Genomic DNA, 17801 nt, shown 5'->3' on the forward strand with positions numbered 1-17801 from the left:
GAGCATTATAACGAATGGCATCCGCATAGTGCGTTGGGTTATCGCTCGCCACGGGAATATCTGCGGCAGCGGGCCTGTAATGGGTTAAGTGATAACAGATGTCTGGAAATATAGGGGCAAATCCAAAAGGAGTGGGAAACAAAATGATAGTTCAGGTGATGCATAAGAGGATTGGATAAATGGAAAAAGAAAAAATTATAGAGAAAAAACAATGGAATGGGATCCCCCCCGAATACACGGACAGATGGAGGGAAATTTATAATAATGTTGCTCCTGGAGAAGGGATGCATTTATCAACTGCTTGTCCAGTATGTGGTGATACGGAATTATATCGCTATTATTCTCTGGTAAAAACGCAACCACGCTTAATAGGAGGAATTATGTATAAAGGACCTGGAAGTTATTGGGAATGGTGTGGTTCTTGTCGTTCCTATGAACATATGTCAGGATATGTATCAATATCCTGGGCTGTTGAGTTATCAGAAATAGATCATTCAAAATTAACCGCCATTCCAGATATAATTGATATTGCAAGACGTAAAAATCAACACTTCTCTTAAATATTATCTGAATACAGTTCTTCAAAATTCTACTCTGGTAGCGAGTTCAGGCTCCCCCTTGTCAACAAACACAGAATCACTCAAGAAAAATAACACATGAATCATACAAAAATAGTATCATCTCTCTTTGTTTTCATTCCTTTCGTACTACATGCAAGCGCTCCATGCTCCGACATACAATTATCTTCACAAGTTTTTCTCTGTTCTAAAGTGACATTTGAACACAGTGATAGTGAGCTGAATAATACTTACAAAAATCTTTTATCCATGATTCGTAAGGAATACAGTGCACAGCCAGATTTAGGTGTTGAGTATATTGAAAAAATAAAATCATCCCAAAGAGCATGGCTAAAATTTCGAGACAAAAATTGTGTAGCTTACTCATTCCAGAACGATGAAAAATCTCAAGCGTATGAGACGGCAATGTATTCTTGTAAAAATGACATGACACGTAAAAGAATTGAAGGGCTTAAAAGCATACTTACACAATAATGAATATATCCACAGGAACATTATCATGAGAAAAATAATATTTATACTCACACTAGTATCTAACTGCGTTACTGTTTGTGCAGCAACCGAATCAAACTGGCTTTCATCAGACTATGTTGTCATGACCAGTTTTCACGTTGAAGAAGTCACCAATCTAGCACATCCTGTTTGTACGTTGAATCTGGAAAGCAATAAGGATAAAGATAGTTATAACTATGTTGAAGGTGGAATTTGTCCCGCAGGCAAACCTACAGGAAAAGAAACCTGCGCGTACTCTGCGATCATCGAATTAAATCATAAGATTATTATCGCAAAGCAAGTATCATCAGGTAAAGATACGGCTATCTTTAAGAACAAAGATGTAACTATCATCACAAGAAAAATGTCAATTAACTCAGAAACCATAGATGATGAAGGCGAAGATGTTAAATACAGCATTACCATCAAGACAAAAGGCAATGAAAATACAATGAATATGTTTGGGTACTGTGGTATTTAAAATAGGTGAGAATACATAGCCAGACATTTATTATTGACAATCAAGATTTACCTCTATAACACGGAATTCTATATAACGTAATTTTTCCACTGCATAATTCGTATTATATGTTCAATAACTGAAAGCAACTCTTGTCAATTAATAACTATTTTTGCATAGCTTATACGACAGAAAATTACTGGCGTCAGTCCTTTCGGGTTGCGGGCTTTCGTTATCTTACCCTGACTCTACTTTCAACATGATTAATAAATTCTTTTAGAGATAAAGTAAGTGAGATTAACTTTTATAATATTTTTTTGTTTTTTTATCGAAAATAGTTATGGTAGTGACCATCTTAAGATTATCTCTTTCAATGAAGTTACGTTTGAAGTCCCTGTTAATTGGTTCATTACTAAAAGCAAAGATTGTTTATCTATTAGCAAAGAATATAGAAATACAACTACATATATTAAAGTATGTGAATCCATATCACGTACGGGAAGCGACTTTTTCACAGTGAACAATGAAGGGCGATGGGAGGCGGCAAGCGAAGGCATTCCCGTATTAGCTGACATAAATGTTACGCCAGAATTTGTTGGCATGAGCGCAATTGTTTCATGCCGGTTCAATGATGATTCTGGATATCATGTAGATCAATGTTTTCAGGCAGAGATAGCTTTACCAGAAAATCATTTTATTATTTTTACTGGCACAGGAAATTCAACCTTATTTATGATTTACAAGAATATATATGCATCACTTAAAGTAAAAGAACACGTTCTGAGGAGATAGCCCCTTATGATGGGATGACTCTCTTATTCATCTTTTTCAGCTTGCATAGAAAAACAAAAATACTATTTCAGAAACACTTCTGATAATCCATTTATTTTATTGCGTTAGTAAAAACATGAACAAAACATCACTCGCATTACTGTCTCTTATTATTTTTATTACTACTACCAGTACAATTGGTCAGAACAAAGCACTAACGCTACCATTAGATTCTACAAAAATAACACCATTTGCGATTTATTATAAAAACATCACCAACGGAATTACAGAACTCTCCTTATCTGAAAACCAAAAATCCCAAACAACACCTTTCAATCAGCAAGAAATCACCATCCCTGTCAAAGGCGATAATTTCCTCTCTCCCTGGGTTGCTAAAGATACTCGTTTTTACGAATTGGGTCAGTTTGAAGATAAAGATAATATCTTCAGACTTGTTATGTATAACACCATCGGTGAAAGTGACACTTCATTACTCAATATCCAACTGAATAGTTATGACAGAAAAGGCATCCTTTTAGATTCCCTGTTGCTTAGCACCTTCTTTGGTTACGAAGATATCATCCGTTTCTCACACTTTAAAATAAGCCCGGACTATACGATAGCGATAAATAACTATGTTATCCATCCTTACAAACCTGGTGAATATGGGATGACTCCACTCAAGAAGAGTCCACTACCTGAACTATATCTGCAAACAAGCTACAAAATAGTGAAAGGACGCTTTGAGTTAACACGCCGGAAAAAATTTAATACTAACTAAATAGTGATTAATTACCGACCCCTAATCACCTCAATGATCCCCGTCGTCGACACCGACGGCGTGCGGGGGAAATAGACCACCTCACAAATATACGCGAAGCTATCAAACTTCCCTGCCCAGTCGTCGCCCATCACCAAAATATCTGCACTGTGCCCCCGCAGATACTCCGCCTTTTGCTCCAGCGATTCCTCCAGAAATACGCCATCCACGCACGCCAGCCCGGCGATGATCGCCAAGCGGTCATCCTGATGGTAAACCGGTGCCCTGCCCTTTTTGGCGATATTCAAGGCGTCGGACGATACGCCGACCAGCAGCCTTTCGCCCAGCGTGCGGGCGCGTTGTAAAAGGCGCAGATGACCGACATGAAACACATCGAAGGTGCCGAAGGTGATGACCGTTTTCATGGCTACTCCGCTAATTTGTGCCGTAGCCAGCACTGCACCGCAATATCGTCCACCGCTTTTTGCGCTTTCGCGGTGGCGCTTTCTTGTTGCTCGCGGCGTTTGTCGTCCAGCGTCAGGGCTACCACTTTCTCTTCGCAGGCCGCCGCCGTCAGGTTTTTCTGCATTCGCGTGGCTTTGATGTTAGCCAGCGTTTTTTCCTGTTCCTGCCAGGCGATCACCTTACGCAAAGTACCTTTGTAGCCGCTGACGTTTTTCAGCGATTCCACCGACGCCGCCGCGCCCGCAGACGTTTTCTCCACAAGGTAGTCTAATGCTTTGATATTGTTGTCATAGCCCGCGCAAATCTGTTTTTGCTTTGCCAGCTCGACGGTTTTGTCTTTGACCGATTTATCCCGCAGGCGCTGCAACTGCGCGAGGGTGTCGATAATTTGTCGCATAGTTACTGTTCTGCCTTTTTGACACCAGGAAAGAGAATTTGCAGGCGGCTTTGCACCAGTTCAAGAGAGGCGGGTTCGCGCATCTCCTGACGCAAAAATCGCTCGATAGCCGGGAACATTTTCACTGCGTTATCGACGCTGGCGTCCGCGCCTTGCACGTAGCCACCGAGCGGGATCAGCGGTTTGATCTCCATATACGCAGCGTAGTTTTGCTTTAACGCGCGGGCGGATTGCTGATGTTCCGGGCGGGTAACCTGGTTCATGCAGCGGCTGATCGACTGGCCGATATCAATGGCCGGATAATGCCCCGCTTCCGCCAGCTTGCGGGTTAATACGATATGCCCGTCCAGCACCGCGCGGGCGCAGTCGACAATCGGATCTTGCTGATCGTCGCCTTCCGCCAGCACGGTGTAGATGGCGGTCATCGATCCTGCGCTTTCGCTGTTGCCTGCGCTTTCGACCAGTTTTGGGATCATGCCGAATGCCGACGGCGGATAGCCTTTGGTGGCAGGCGGTTCACCGAGGGAGAGCGCAATTTCCCGCTGTGCCATCGCGTAGCGGGTCAGGGAATCCACCAGCAGTAAAACGTGATGCCCACGGTCGCGAAACCAGGCGGCGATGGAATGGCACAGTTCGGTGGCTTTCAGGCGCATCAACGGCGATTCATCGGCGGGCGCGACAACAACAATAGACTTTGCCAGCCCATCCGCGCCCAGTGAGTGGTCGATAAACTCTTTCACTTCGCGCCCACGCTCGCCAATCAACCCCACCACCACAATGTCGGCTTTGGTCTGGCGGGTGATCATTCCCAGCAGTACGCTTTTCCCGACGCCGCTGCCCGCCATCAGCCCGACGCGCTGGCCTTTGCCAATGGTCAGCAGGCCGTTGATCGCTTTCACGCCCACGTCCAGCGGTTCGTCCACCGAACGGCGGGTTAAGGGATTGACCGACGGCGGCAGCGGTGGCAGAAGATCGTTGCCGTTCAGGCGGCCTTTGCCATCCAGCGGCTCACCGAGGCCATTCACCACGCGGCCTAACCAGCTTTCGCCAATCAGGATATCGTGAGCTTTTTCTTCCGGGAAGACGCGCGCGCCCGCCATCAGGCCGACCGGCTGTTTAAACGGCATTAAGTAGGTGATGTCGCGATTAAAGCCCACGGCCTGCGCGTCGATAAGCGTGTGATTGGCGCTTTCGATGCGGCACAATTGCCCGGTCATTAGCGGGCAGCCGACGCTCTCCAGCAGGATGCCGTTAAGGCGCACCAACCGCCCGGCGACGCGGGCTAATGGAATCGACTCCAGCGAGCGCAGGGCGTTATCGAAAGCGGAAAAATCACTCACTTTGCGACTCCGGCGTGAGTGTTTCTTGCAGCGCCGTCATGCACTGTTCCAGGCGGTGTTCGCAGCCGATATCCAGTTCGGATTTATCGGTGATCACCCGGCATTCCCCCGGCGGCAGATCCGGCGAAGGCATCAGCCCCCATTCGCTGACCTTTTCCGGCACCGCGTCGCGCAGACGGTTAAATTCTTCCGTGCTCAGCATCACCTGTAATGTTTCCGGCATTGCCGGGAAGGCCGCCAGCGCCTCTTCCACCAGCGCCAGTAACTGCGTGGGTTGCAGCGCCAGTTCACAGCGGATCACCTGGCGGGTGACTTTTTCCACCAGTTGCAACAAATCTTCCCGCTGTTTGCGTTCGATATGGGCGAGGAAGTCGTTCACTTTTCCGCTGATGGCTTCCAGCGGCTGCGCCGCCTCCACAAACTGTTTGCGCCCTTCCTGCTGCCCCGCAAGGCTGCCTTCGGTGTAGCCCTGCTCCTGGCCTTCGGTCATTCCCTGCGCAAACCCTTTTTGCAGCCCTTCCTGAAAACCGTCCATCAACTGGCGCTGGTAATCGGCGGCGCTAATGCTGGCGGTGAGCGGTTCTCCGGTCACCGCACGCTGGCGCGGCGGGAAACGGTGCAGACGATAGCGCCCGCGCAGTGTTTCAATGGTCATGGGTTACTCCGCCGTCTGTTCCGCAAAGAGCTGTAGCTGAAACTCTCCAGCCTCTTCCAGTTCACGGGCAATGCCCATGATTTCGCGACGGATCTGTTCGATACGGCTGACCGGCACCGGCCCCAGACGTGCGGTGATCGCTTCCAGTTGCTGCACCTGACGTTTTGGCATTACCGCGTAAATTGAGCGACGCAGCAGGGCTTCGGTGCCTTTCAGCGCCACCGCCCAGTCCTCCATCGGCACTTCATCGAGCAGACGTCGGCGCACCTCTTCGTTCTGGCGGCTGAGGATAAAGAAGTCGTACATCTCATCCTGGAGCTGCTCCAGCACGTTTTCGTCACGCTCGCGCATCTGGTCGAGGATCACCTGCTGGTTGCCCTGGAAGCGGTTGACGATATCCGCCGCCTGTTTAATGCCTTTCACCTTCGAGCCATGCTCCGAAAGTACCGACAGACCGCGTTCGATCAGGCGGTCCAGTTCATCCACCACGTCGCGGTTGACGTCGTTGAGTTTCGCCACCCGGTAGAGAATTTCGTTTTGCACCGATTCGTTGAGATATGAAAGCACCGCTGCCGAGATTTCCGGCGTCAGAAATGCGAGGAACACCGCCTGCAATTGCAGATGTTCTTCGGAGATCAGCATCGCCAACTGGCGCGGTTCCACCCATTGCAGGCGCGCCATCCGCGAGCGGATCTCATCGCCATAGATACCGTTGATCACGCTGCTGGCAATCTCGGTGCCAAGCGCTTTGTTAAGAATGCCCTGCAACATGGATCGTGATGCACCGTTGATGCCGCTCTGTTCGCGGAACTCATCAAAGAAGTTATTGATCACTTTGCGCGCCATGCTGGTTTTAACGCCAGAAAGCCGCGCCATGTTTTCGCTCAGGCGCACCACTTCTTCGCGGCTAAGCTTTTGCATCACCGTCGCCGCCGCCTCTTCGCCCAGACACAGCAGCAGGATCGCCGCCTGCTCCAGGTAGCTGTTGCTCTTATTTATTGTCAATTCGCTCATTGCTGGTAATCCATTGTCTGAGAACTTCGGCAACGCGATCGGTGTCGCTCATGGCCAGTTTTTGCAGGAACTCGAGTTTCACTTCGAGGCCGGAACTCTGCGGAGGCAGGCTGTCATCACCGGGCAGCGACGGCAGGTCGACGTTTTTGCGTTCTTCTTCCGGCGTGGCGATCCACGGTTCGCTGACGGCTTCCGGTTCTGGTGTGATAACCGGTGCTCGCACCGCCGTCAGGCGTTTCATCAACGGGCGCACCACGAAGAACAGCAACAACAGCGCCAGCAGACCGCAGCCAATCAGACGCCCCCAGGCCAGCACGCTGTCATCTTTCCACAGCGGGATCACTGGTTCGACCGGCACCGCCTGCGGCACAAAGTTGAGCAGTGAAAGCGTCAGGTTATCCCCACGTTGCGCGTCAATACCGGCGGCATTGTTCAGCAACGCGGTAAGCTGCGTGGTCTGCTCCGGTTTCCAGTTTTTCAGCGCCGGGGCGTTTTGATTGAGCACCACCGCCACGTTAAGGCGTTTCACCGCAAAGCCGGGATGCTGGATATGCTGGACGCTGCGGTCGTAAGAGTAATCGCGCTTGCTTTCGCTGTGTTTGGATAACGCTTCCGGCGAGCGATTTTCTTCCGCGCCGTTGGTCATCTGATTCGCCGCAATCGGCGGACGGTTGCTGAGCGAACCGGGCACGCCCATCGCTACCTGATTGGCGTCGCTGTCCAGCACGCTCTCTTCGCGGTTGATTTTCGGCGCGTCGCCGTAGTGTTCCTGGGTTTCGTCGATGGTGCTGAGATCGAGATCCGGCATCACGCTGACGCGGTAATTCCCGCTACCGACCAGCGAATCCAGCACATTCGCCACGCTGGCGCGGGTTTTGTCCTGAATGTCTTTGAGGATCTGATCGCGTTTACGGGTGGCGGCAGAGACCGCCTCGCCCGCGCCAATGCCGTCGGTCAGCAGATTTCCCGCCTGATCGACGACGCTAACTTTGCTGGCGTGCAGCCCCGGAATACTGCCGGACACCAGATGCACGATGGCGTTCACCTGGTCCATATTCAGCTTCGCGCCGTAGTGCAGGCGCACCACCACCGAGGCGCTGTTTTGCGGCTCATCGCTGACCACAAACGAGCTTTCTTCGTTGAGCGCCAGATGCACCCGCGCGCTCTCCACCGCATCCAGCGACATAATGCTCTGTGCCAGTTCCCCTTCGAGACTGCGTTTGTAGCGCACGTTCTGCACGAACTGGCTGCTGCCGAGCACTTCGTCTTTGTCCATCAGCTCGTAGCCGCTGGGCAATATCGCCTGCACGCCTTTGGCGGCAAGGGTCATGCGCGTTTTCGACAGTTCATCTTCCGGCACCAGAATCTGCCCGCTCTGCGGGTCGATGCGGTAGCTGAGCTTTTCGCCGTCCAGCACGGTGACAATCTGCGACACGGGCAGATTTTCCTGACGTCCGTAGAGCGAGACGTAGCCGCGATTACCGGTCCACAGCACGCTGACAATAATCGCCGTCACCGCAACGGCAAGCCCCACGCCCGCCATCAACGCCCAGCGTTTGTTATCTGCAAGACGCAGTCGAAACGCCGGAAACGCCTGGGTCAACTTTTTGATCAGTTCATTCATAGTGTTAGATCGACATACTCATCAGATCGTTAAATCCGGTGGCGATTTTGTTGCGCACCTGCACCAGCGCGGAAAAAGAGAGCGACGCCTGCTGGCTGGCGATCATCGCCCCTGCGAGGTCATCACTTTTGCCCGTGTCGACAGCCGTTTGCTGCTGCTCCGCCACCTGCTGGAACTGGTCAACATGACCGAGCGCACCGGACATAATGCGGTTAAACGATACGTCCGGGTCGGTGGAACTGAAGGTCATGGCGGGCAGCACCGGTGCCTGGGCGTTGGCCTGCATCCGCTGCACGTCCTGCATGATTTGCGCCTGCATGGTGCTGTTGATATTAGTAATGCTCATTTTTAACTTCCGGGTCAGGAGAAAACTTCGATACCGTGCTTACGCATAGAGGCCAGTCGATAGCGCAGTGCGCGCGGGGTAATACCTAACAGGTCGGCAATCTTGCTGCGGTTGCCCTGATATTTACGCATCAGGTCAGCGATATATTGATATTGCGCGCTACGTCCGTGCTGGCCTAAATCGCGGGTTTCGGCAATGTGGACGGCGGGCTGAACAGGCCATTGCAGTTCTGTATTCTCGGTTACGTCTGTTTCTGGCAGACCTAGTGCGTCCGGGAAAATCACGCCGTCGCGATTTAAAATCATTCCCCGCTGAATGGCGTTTTCCAGTTGACGAACGTTACCGGGCCAGCGGTAATTCAGCAGCGCGCGGCGGGTGGACTCCGACAGGGTGATATTTTTCACCAGTACCGTGGCGTATTTTTTAATAAATGACTCTGCCAGCGGAATAATATCGTTCAGACGTTCACGTAGCGGCGGCATGGTAATAGGAATAACCGCCAGGCGATAATAGAGATCTTCACGAAAACGTCCGGCAGCGACTTCTTGTTCAAGGTTTTTATTGGTGCAGGCAATCAGGCGAAAATTGAGTTTAATTTGTCGGTTGCTGCCTAATCGCTCAACTTGTTGTTCCTGTAATACGCGTAATATTTTGGCCTGTAGCGCCAGCGGCATTTCACCAATTTCATCGAGTAATAAGGTGCCGTTATTCGCCAGTTCCATTTTTCCTGGCATGCTGGCAATTGCGCCGGTAAATGCGCCTTTGTCGTAGCCAAATAAGGTGGATTCCAGCATATTTTCCGGGATCGCCGCACAATTCACGCCGATATAGGGCGCGTTTTCATTTTCACCAAAGGCTACGGTGTGAATATATTTCGCCACGCATTCTTTGCCCGCGCCGGTTTCGCCCTGAATCAGGACCGGTACGTTAAAGGTGGCGACACGCTTTGCCAGTGTAAAAGCGTTAATGCTGGAAGCGGCAGTTGCAATAAGTTCAGACATAGGGTGAACGATATAAGTAGCGACAGAAAACAGGATGTTCTGAAGCGTATCACCGGCGGGATTAACAAGTTCGAATTAAACGATAATAAAAATATTATTTGTTGATCAACAATGAGTTACATGTAACACCATGCCTGCACCCGAACGGTAGGCCGGATAAGGCGGTTACGCCGCATCCGGCAGTTGTGCGCCGATGCCTGATGCGACGCTGCGCGTCTTATCAGGCCTACAGCCTGCGGCCGGACGGTAGGCCGGATAAGGCGGTTACGCCGCATCCGGCAGTTGTGCGCCGACGCCTGATGCGACGCTACGCGTCTTATCAGGCCTACAAGCCCGCGGCCGAACGGTAGGCCGGATAAGGCGGTTACGCCGCATCCGGCAATTGTGCGCCGACGCCTGATGCGACGCTGCGCGTCTTATCAGGCCTACAGCCTGCACCCGAACGGTAGGCCGGATAAGGCGGTTACGCCGCATCCGGCAATTGTGCGCCGACGCCTGATGCGACGCTGACGCGTCTTATCAGGCCTACAAGCCCGCGCCCGAACGGTAGGCCGGATAAGGCGGTTACGCCGCATCCGGCAATTGTGCGCCGACGCCTGATGCGACGCTGGCGCGTCTTATCAGGCCTACAAGCCCGCGCCCGAACGGTAGACCGGATAAGGCGTTTACGCCGCATCCGGCAGTTGTGCACCGATGCCTGATGCGACGCTACGCGTCTTATCAGGCCTACAAGCCCGCGCCCGAACGGTAGGCCGGATAAGGCGGTTACGCCGCATCCGGCAGTTGTGCGCCGACGCCTGATACGACGCTACGCGTCTTATCAGGCCTACAAGCCCGCGCCCGAACGGTAGGCCGGATAAGGCGGTTACGCCGCATCCGGCAATTGTGCGCCGACGCCTGATGCGACGCTACGCGTCTTATCAGGCCTACAAGCCCGCGCCCGAACGGTAGGCCGGATAAGGCGGTTACGCCGCATCCGGCAGTTGTGCGCCGATGCCTGATGCGACGCTGCGCGTCTTATCAGGCCTACAAGCCCGCGCCCGAACGGTAGGCCGGATAAGGCGGTTACGCCGCATCCGGCAATTGTGCACCGATGCCTGATGCGACGCTGACGCGTCTTATCAGGCCTACAGCCTGCGGCCGGACGGTAGGCCGGATAAGGCGGTTACGCCGCATCCGGCAATTGTGCACCGATGCCTGATGCGACGCTGGCGCGTCTTATCAGGCCTACAAGCCCGCGCCCGAACGGTAGGCCGGATAAGGCGGTTACGCCGCATCCGGCAATTGTGCACCGATGCCTGATGCGACGCTGCGCGTCTTATCAGGCCTACAGTTTGTGCAATGTTTTATGACGATGCCTGATATCTCACCTATTAATAATTTAATTATTTTTTCATCCTATTAATAATTTGCCCCTTTCACGCCCCCTCTATTTAATACCTCACCTTGTGTCACTGCCGGAATTGCGTGCACAAAAACGCCCTTACCATTACAGCAGAGAAAGTAAGCCATGCTGAAGTACAGTAAAACGCCAGGCATCTTTAAATTAGAAGGTAATCGGCTCGGACGCCCCTACCATCGCCTGCCGACCCTGTTTACAGGGAATTTTGACGTGATTGATTCGCATCTTGGCAGCTACTTTCTTAAAAAGCATCGCAGCAATATCACCTTAAAAAAGATTGGCTGCGAAATGGATATTATTAATAAAAACGCTGAGCTGATGGTTTCCCAGGTCGGGCATCTGGCGTTTGATATTGATCGTTCCTTATTGTTAATGCTGCTGGGCAATTTTTATGGTCTGGAGTCATCTCTCAAAGAGACGAAACCCCATCACGGTCTACCGACCAAAACCGAAACACGTTTAAAGAACCGTCTGGCGCTGGATATCTGCACACTGATATTTAATCTGCAAACCTCCGGTATTGCGCTGAAATTAAAACTGGACAGCAGCACGGTAATTACCCACTGGGCGTACCAATTAACCTTTACCCTGGCGGGCGATGAAGAGAGCAGTTTTCGTATTTTGCTCGACGACGCCCACACCGATTTTATTTTAAATCTGATTCGCCACAGCGAGCACAGTAAACCGCAGCAGGTGGCGAAATCCGTTAATAAACCGGCATTGATTAAAGAAATCATCCGCTCCCTGCCGCTGACCCTGAACGTCAAAATTGCCGAGCTGTCGATAAATGTTGCGGATCTCTCGCAAATAAAAGCCGGGGATATTTTACCCATTTCTCTGGGAGAAACATTCCCGGTGGCGATTGGGCAATCTGAATTATTTAGCGCCCTGATTGTGGAAGACAAAGACAAACTGTTTTTGTCGGAGCTGGCAGGCAAAAATGAGAATAGCCATGAGTAAGCAAGAAGATATTTTAGCTGAGGATTTTGGCCTGACCGATGACGTTGCGCCTGTCGTGAAATCCGCCGACGCCGCAACGCGGGTCACCCGCCAGGAAGATCGCTTTTCCGACTCGATGACGCTGCTGAAACGCATTCCGGTGACCTTAACGCTGGAAGTATCGTCGGTGGAAATCATGTTAGCCGACCTGCTTAACATCGACGACGACACGGTGATTGAGCTGGATAAACTCGCCGGGGAACCGCTGGATATTAAAGTGAATAATATCCTGCTGGGCAAAGCGGAAGTGGTGGTGGTCAACGAGAAGTATGGCCTGCGCGTGCTGGAGTTCAACACCCGCGACATCAACGAACTGGCGCCATGAAACGCCGCACTCAACTGACGCTGGGCCTGGCACTGCTGGCGCTCGCGCCGCTGGCAATCGCCCAGGGTGGCGATATTGCGCTGCTTAACGTGGTCACTCACGGCAACACTCAGGAGTACAGCGTCAAAATTCAGGTGCTGATTCTGATGACCCTCGTCGGTTTGCTGCCGACGATGGTGCTGATGATGACCTGCTTTACGCGCTTTATTATCGTGCTGTCGCTGCTGCGCCAGGCGCTGGGGCTGCAACAAACGCCGCCAAACCGCATTCTGATTGGTATTGCGCTCTCCCTCACCCTGCTGGTGATGCGCCCTATCTGGCTCAATATTTACGACCACGCGGTGGTGCCGTTTGAAAACGATCGGATTACCCTGACCGATGCCTTAAGCACCGCCGCTACACCGCTGAAACGCTTTATGCTGGCGCAAACCGACAAAAAAGCGATGGCGCAAATCATGACCATCGGCGGCGCGAAGGGCAATGCCGCCGACCAGGATCTCACGATTGTGGTGCCAGCCTATGTGTTGAGCGAGCTGAAAACCGCTTTCCAGATTGGCTTTATGATTTACATCCCGTTTCTGGTTATCGACCTGATTGTCGCCAGCGTATTGATGGCGATGGGGATGATGATGCTGTCGCCGCTGATTGTTTCGCTGCCGTTTAAACTGATGCTGTTTGTGCTGATCGACGGCTGGTCGCTGACCATCGGCACGCTCACCACCAGCATTCGCGGGCTGGGGCTGGGCTGATTATGTTGACCGTAGACGTAGCCGCCGACATTGTCGCCAGCGGCATAAAAGTGGTGATTTTACTGGTTTCGGTACTGGTGGTGCCAAGCCTGCTGGTCGGCCTGCTGGTGAGCGTGTTCCAGGCGGTGACGCAGATTAATGAACAGACCCTGAGCTTTTTGCCGAGGCTGATTGTCACGCTGGTGGTGCTGGGGGTGTGCGGCAAATGGATGATTATCCAGTTGCATGACCTGTGCATTCACCTGTTTAGCCAGGCCGCGTTGCTGGTTCATTGAGATGCGCACAAGCGACATTACACAACTGACGGATCTGGCGCTGGGGCTATGGTTTCCCTTCGTGCGCATTATGGCGTTTCTGCGCTATGTGCCGGTGCTGGATAACAGCGCCCTGACCGTGCGCGTGCGGATTATTTTGTCGCTGGCGCTGGCGATAATCATCACACCGTTGATCCCGCATCCCATTCCCCACGACCTGCTTTCGCTCAACAGCCTGATTCTGACGGTGGAGCAAATTTTATGGGGCATGTTATTCGGGCTGATGTTTCAGTTTCTGTTTCTCGCGCTGCAACTGGCCGGGCAAATTCTCTCGTTCAATATGGGGATGAGCATGGCGGTGATGAACGACCCGAGCAGCGGCGCATCAACCACTGTGCTGGCGGAACTGATCAACGTCTACGCGATCCTGCTGTTTTTTGCCATGGATGGGCATCTGCTGCTGGTGAGCGTGTTGTACAAGGGCTTCACCTACTGGCCGATTGGCAACGCGCTGCATCCGCAAACCCTGCGCACCACTGCGCTGGCCTTTAGCTGGGTGCTGGCGTCGGCATCGCTGCTGGCGCTGCCGACCACTTTCATCATGCTGATTGTGCAGGGCTGCTTTGGCCTGCTCAACCGCATTGCGCCGCCGCTGAACCTTTTTTCGCTCGGCTTTCCCATCAACATGCTGGCGGGGCTGGTCTGTTTTGCCACCCTGCTCTACAACCTGCCGGATCACTATCTGCATCTGGCGAATTTTGTATTGCAACAACTCGACGCGCTGAAAGGTCACTATGGCGGATAGCAGCAGCGAAGAAAAAACAGAGAAACCCTCGGCACAAAAGCTGCGTAAAGCGCGTGAAGAGGGACAACTGCCGCGCTCGAAGGATATGGGGCTGGCGGCGAGCCTGTTTGCGGCGTTTGTGGTGATCTCCAGCAGCTTTCCGTGGTATGCCGATTTTGTACGCGAGAGTTTTATCAGTGTGCACCAGTATGCGCAGGAGATTAATAACCCGCAGGTGATCGGCCAGTTTCTGCGCCATCACCTGTTAATTCTCGGCAAGTTTATTCTCACCTTGCTGCCGATGCCCGCCGCCGCGCTGCTCTCTTCGCTGGTACCTGGCGGCTGGCTGTTCTTGCCGAAAAAAATCCTCCCGGACTTCAGCAAAATCAGCCCGTTAAAAGGCATTGGGCGGCTGTTTTCCAGTGAACATCTGGCGGAAACAGGGAAGATGACGGTGAAATCGGTGGTGGTGCTGGTAATGCTGTGGATTAGCCTGCGCAATAACTTTGCCGCCTTTCTCGGCCTGCAGGCACTGCCGTTCAAACTGGCGATGAATGAGGGTTTATCGCTCTACGCCAGCGTGATGCGCAACTTTGTCATCCTGTTTATTTTCTTTGCGCTGATCGACGTGCCGCTGGCGAAAGCCCTGTTCACCAAAGGGCTGAAGATGACCAAACAGGAGCTGAAAGAAGAGTACAAAAATCAGGAAGGCAAGCCGGAAGTGAAAGCGCGCGTGCGGCGGCTGCAACGGCAACTGGCGATGGGGCAAATCCGCAAAGTGGTGCCGAAAGCCAACGTGGTGATAACCAACCCGACCCACTACGCCGTTGCGTTGCAGTATGACCAGTCGCGCGCCGCCGCGCCGTTTGTGGTGGCGAAAGGCACAGACGAAATCGCGCTCTATATTCGCCAGGTCGCCACCGAACATCAGATTGAAATCGTGGAATTCCCCCGGCTGGCGCGCTCGGTTTACTACACCACCCAGGTTAACCAGCAAATTCCGTTTCAGCTTTACCGGGCCATCGCCCACGTTCTGACCTACGTCCTGCAAATGAAACTCTGGCGCGACGGCGCACAGCCGCGCCCGGCGCTGAACAGACATATTTCCATTCCCAAAGAGGTGCTTAAACTGGATGGCGAAAACAACTAAATCGTTCCTCACGCTGCTGCGCGGCGGCAATCTCGGCGTGCCGCTGGTGATCCTGTGTATTCTGGCGATGGTTATTTTGCCGCTACCGCCTGCGCTGCTGGATATTCTGTTCACCTTCAACATTGTGCTGGCGGTGATGGTGCTACTGGTGGCGGTGTCGGCAAAAAGACCGCTGGAATTCAGCCTGTTCCCGACCATTTTGCTAATCACCACTTTAATGCGCCTGACGCTCAACGTCGCCTCTACGCGCGTGGTACTGCTGCACGGGCATCTCGGCGCAGGTGCGGCGGGTAAGGTGATTGAGTCGTTTGGTCAGGTGGTGATTGGCGGCAACTTTGTCGTCGGCTTTGTGGTGTTTATCATCCTGATGATCATCAACTTTATCGTCGTCACCAAAGGAGCCGAGCGTATTTCCGAGGTTTCAGCCCGCTTTACCCTGGACGCGATGCCCGGCAAGCAGATGGCGATTGACGCCGATCTTAACGCCGGATTGATCAACCAGGCACAGGCGCAAACCCGGCGTAAAGACGTTGCCAGCGAGGCCGATTTCTACGGCGCAATGGACGGGGCGTCGAAGTTTGTGCGTGGCGATGCCATCGCCGGGATGATGATTCTGGCGATCAACCTGATCGGCGGTGTCTGTATCGGGATTTTCAAATATAACCTGAGCGCCGATGCCGCTTTCCAGCAGTATGTGCTGATGACCATCGGTGACGGGCTGGTGGCGCAGATCCCTTCCCTGCTGCTCTCCACGGCGGCGGCGATTATCGTCACCCGCGTCAGCGATAACGGCGATATCGCCCATGACGTGCGTAACCAGCTCCTGGCAAGCCCGTCGGTGCTCTACACCGCCACCGGAATTATGTTTGTGCTGGCGGTGGTGCCGGGAATGCCGCACCTGCCGTTCCTGATGTTCAGCGCCCTGCTTGGCTATACCGGCTGGCGAATGAGCAAACGCCCGCAGGCGGCAGAGGCGGAAGAGAAAAGCCTCGAAACGCTGACCCGCACCATCACCGAAACCAGCGAGCAACAGGTCAGTTGGGAAACCATTCCGCTGATTGAGCCCATCAGTTTAAGCCTCGGCTACAAGCTGGTGGCGCTGGTGGATAAAGCGCAGGGCAACCCGCTCACCCAGCGTATTCGCGGCGTCCGGCAGGTGATTTCCGACGGCAACGGCGTGCTGTTGCCGGAGATCCGCATTCGGGAAAACTTCCGCCTCAAGCCCAGTCAGTACGCCATTTTCATCAACGGCATTAAGGCTGATGAAGCGGATATTCCGGCGGATAAACTGATGGCCCTGCCCTCCAGCGAAACCTACGGCGAGATTGATGGCGTTCTGGGTAACGACCCGGCGTATGGGATGCCGGTGACCTGGATACAGCCTGCGCAGAAAGCGAAGGCGCTGAATATGGGGTATCAGGTGATCGACAGCGCCAGCGTGATTGCCACCCATGTGAACAAGATTGTGCGCAGCTATATTCCTGATTTGTTTAACTATGATGACATCACGCAGTTGCATAACCGCCTGTCGTCGATGGCTCCGCGACTGGCGGAAGATTTGAGCGCGGCGCTGAACTACAGCCAGTTGCTGAAGGTGTACCGGGCTCTGTTGACCGAAGGCGTTTCCCTGCGCGATATCGTCACCATCGCCACCGTGCTGGTCGCCAGTAGCACGGTGACCAAGGATCATATTCTGCTGGCGGCCGATGTGCGCCTGGCGCTGCGGCGCAGTATTACCCATCCGTTCGTTCGCAAGCAGGAGCTGACGGTGTATACGCTGAATAATGAGCTGGAAAATCTGCTGACCAACGTGGTGAATCAGGCGCAACAGGGCGGCAAAGTGATGCTCGACAGCGTGCCGGTTGACCCGAATATGCTCAACCAGTTCCAGAGTACGATGCCGCAGGTGAAGGAACAGATGAAAGCGGCGGGGAAAGACCCGGTGCTGCTAGTGCCGCCGCAGTTACGCCCTTTGCTGGCGCGCTACGCAAGGTTGTTTGCGCCGGGGCTGCATGTGCTGTCGTATAACGAAGTGCCGGATGAGCTGGAGTTGAAGATTATGGGGGCGTTGATGTAAGAATCCGGCACCAGTGCACAATTGCCGGATGCGGCGTGAACGCCTTATCCGGCCTACGGTTAAGGCACAAATTTGTAGGCCGGATAAGCGTAAGCGCATCCGGCATCGGTGCATATTGCCGGATGCGGCGTGAACGCCTTATCCGGCCTACGGTTAAA

The 17801-nt window shown here is 52.9% G+C and carries 20 protein-coding genes; 12 read left to right on the top strand and 8 right to left on the bottom strand.

The window, feature by feature from the left end; all coding sequences use genetic code 11:
- Positions 1-179 precede the first annotated feature (179 nt).
- The 5 genes from C7B16_RS22300 to C7B16_RS22320 all read left to right on the top strand — a co-directional run bounded on the left by C7B16_RS22300 (position 180) and on the right by C7B16_RS22320 (position 3082).
- Complete coding sequence (locus tag C7B16_RS22300) at positions 180-560, top strand: hypothetical protein (protein WP_258182600.1); 381 nt, start codon at positions 180-182, stop codon at positions 558-560.
- A 96-nt stretch (positions 561-656) separates the two neighbouring features.
- Positions 657-1052: a lysozyme inhibitor LprI family protein gene (locus C7B16_RS22305; protein WP_085448685.1), complete on the top strand. Its 396-nt coding sequence runs from the start codon at positions 657-659 to the stop codon at positions 1050-1052.
- Positions 1053-1077: 25 nt separating this feature from the next.
- Complete coding sequence (locus C7B16_RS22310) at positions 1078-1551, top strand: adhesin (RefSeq protein ID WP_105225084.1); 474 nt, start codon at positions 1078-1080, stop codon at positions 1549-1551.
- A 270-nt stretch (positions 1552-1821) separates the two neighbouring features.
- Positions 1822-2322, top strand: a complete 501-nt coding sequence (locus tag C7B16_RS22315; RefSeq protein WP_258182601.1) for a hypothetical protein — start codon at positions 1822-1824, stop codon at positions 2320-2322.
- Positions 2323-2437: 115 nt separating this feature from the next.
- Complete coding sequence (locus tag C7B16_RS22320) at positions 2438-3082, top strand: hypothetical protein (RefSeq protein ID WP_233476871.1); 645 nt, start codon at positions 2438-2440, stop codon at positions 3080-3082.
- Positions 3083-3093: 11 nt separating this feature from the next.
- Here the strand turns inward: C7B16_RS22320 and C7B16_RS22325 are convergent, their stop codons facing one another.
- Genes C7B16_RS22325 through C7B16_RS22360 form a run of 8 tightly spaced genes read right to left on the bottom strand, consistent with a single transcriptional unit; the run spans position 3094 to position 9903 of the window.
- Positions 3094-3486, bottom strand: a complete 393-nt coding sequence (locus tag C7B16_RS22325) for an adenylyltransferase/cytidyltransferase family protein (protein ID WP_105225083.1) — start codon at positions 3484-3486, stop codon at positions 3094-3096.
- Between the two features lie 2 nt (positions 3487-3488).
- Positions 3489-3923 carry a flagellar export protein FliJ gene (gene fliJ, locus C7B16_RS22330; protein WP_059274115.1) on the bottom strand — a complete coding sequence of 145 codons (435 nt, stop codon included), beginning with the start codon at positions 3921-3923 and terminating at the stop codon, positions 3489-3491.
- Between the two features lie 2 nt (positions 3924-3925).
- Positions 3926-5263 carry a flagellar protein export ATPase FliI gene (fliI, locus tag C7B16_RS22335; protein ID WP_107180165.1) on the bottom strand — a complete coding sequence of 446 codons (1338 nt, stop codon included), beginning with the start codon at positions 5261-5263 and terminating at the stop codon, positions 3926-3928.
- The gene (gene fliH, locus C7B16_RS22340) at positions 5256-5918 is read right to left on the bottom strand and encodes a flagellar assembly protein FliH (RefSeq protein WP_107180166.1); all 663 of its coding nucleotides are present in this window, start codon (positions 5916-5918) and stop codon (positions 5256-5258) included. The genes fliI and fliH overlap by 8 nt, the downstream gene beginning before the upstream one ends.
- Before the next feature lie 3 nt (positions 5919-5921).
- A complete protein-coding gene (locus C7B16_RS22345) occupies positions 5922-6932 on the bottom strand; it encodes a flagellar motor switch protein FliG (protein ID WP_064530447.1) in 1011 nt (336 codons plus the stop codon).
- Complete coding sequence (fliF, locus tag C7B16_RS22350; protein WP_107180167.1) at positions 6910-8556, bottom strand: flagellar basal-body MS-ring/collar protein FliF; 1647 nt, start codon at positions 8554-8556, stop codon at positions 6910-6912. Before fliF ends, C7B16_RS22345 begins: the two co-directional genes overlap by 23 nt.
- Positions 8557-8560: 4 nt before the next feature.
- Positions 8561-8902, bottom strand: a complete 342-nt coding sequence (locus C7B16_RS22355) for a flagellar hook-basal body complex protein FliE (protein ID WP_038355520.1) — start codon at positions 8900-8902, stop codon at positions 8561-8563.
- A gap of 14 nt (positions 8903-8916) precedes the next feature.
- Positions 8917-9903, bottom strand: a complete 987-nt coding sequence (locus C7B16_RS22360; protein WP_107180168.1) for a sigma-54 interaction domain-containing protein — start codon at positions 9901-9903, stop codon at positions 8917-8919.
- 1510 nt (positions 9904-11413) lie between these two features.
- Here C7B16_RS22360 and C7B16_RS22365 point away from each other — a divergent pair.
- The 7 genes from C7B16_RS22365 to flhA are packed head-to-tail and all read left to right on the top strand — an operon-like array spanning position 11414 to position 17643.
- Entirely contained in the window at positions 11414-12265 is an 852-nt protein-coding gene (locus C7B16_RS22365; RefSeq protein WP_107180169.1) for a FliM/FliN family flagellar motor switch protein, read from the top strand.
- Positions 12258-12629 carry a FliM/FliN family flagellar motor switch protein gene (locus C7B16_RS22370; RefSeq protein ID WP_038355523.1) on the top strand — a complete coding sequence of 124 codons (372 nt, stop codon included), beginning with the start codon at positions 12258-12260 and terminating at the stop codon, positions 12627-12629. The genes C7B16_RS22365 and C7B16_RS22370 overlap by 8 nt, the downstream gene beginning before the upstream one ends.
- Entirely contained in the window at positions 12626-13378 is a 753-nt protein-coding gene (gene fliP, locus C7B16_RS22375) for a flagellar type III secretion system pore protein FliP (protein WP_105266886.1), read from the top strand. The genes C7B16_RS22370 and fliP overlap by 4 nt, the downstream gene beginning before the upstream one ends.
- 2 nt (positions 13379-13380) lie before the next feature.
- Positions 13381-13653 carry a flagellar biosynthetic protein FliQ gene (locus tag C7B16_RS22380; RefSeq protein ID WP_000958541.1) on the top strand — a complete coding sequence of 91 codons (273 nt, stop codon included), beginning with the start codon at positions 13381-13383 and terminating at the stop codon, positions 13651-13653.
- Between the two features lies 1 nt (position 13654).
- Entirely contained in the window at positions 13655-14437 is a 783-nt protein-coding gene (gene fliR / locus C7B16_RS22385; protein WP_107180170.1) for a flagellar biosynthetic protein FliR, read from the top strand.
- Positions 14427-15566 carry a flagellar type III secretion system protein FlhB gene (gene flhB / locus C7B16_RS22390; RefSeq protein ID WP_107180171.1) on the top strand — a complete coding sequence of 380 codons (1140 nt, stop codon included), beginning with the start codon at positions 14427-14429 and terminating at the stop codon, positions 15564-15566. Before fliR ends, flhB begins: the two co-directional genes overlap by 11 nt.
- Positions 15550-17643 (top strand): flagellar biosynthesis protein FlhA, encoded by a 2094-nt coding sequence (flhA, locus tag C7B16_RS22395; RefSeq protein WP_105270179.1) that lies wholly within the window; start codon positions 15550-15552, stop codon positions 17641-17643. The genes flhB and flhA overlap by 17 nt, the downstream gene beginning before the upstream one ends.
- Positions 17644-17801 lie beyond the last annotated feature (158 nt).

The sequence above is a fragment of the Escherichia sp. 20412-1 genome (genome assembly GCF_003027595.1).
Taxonomy (GTDB): Bacteria; Pseudomonadota; Gammaproteobacteria; order Enterobacterales; family Enterobacteriaceae; genus Escherichia; species Escherichia marmotae.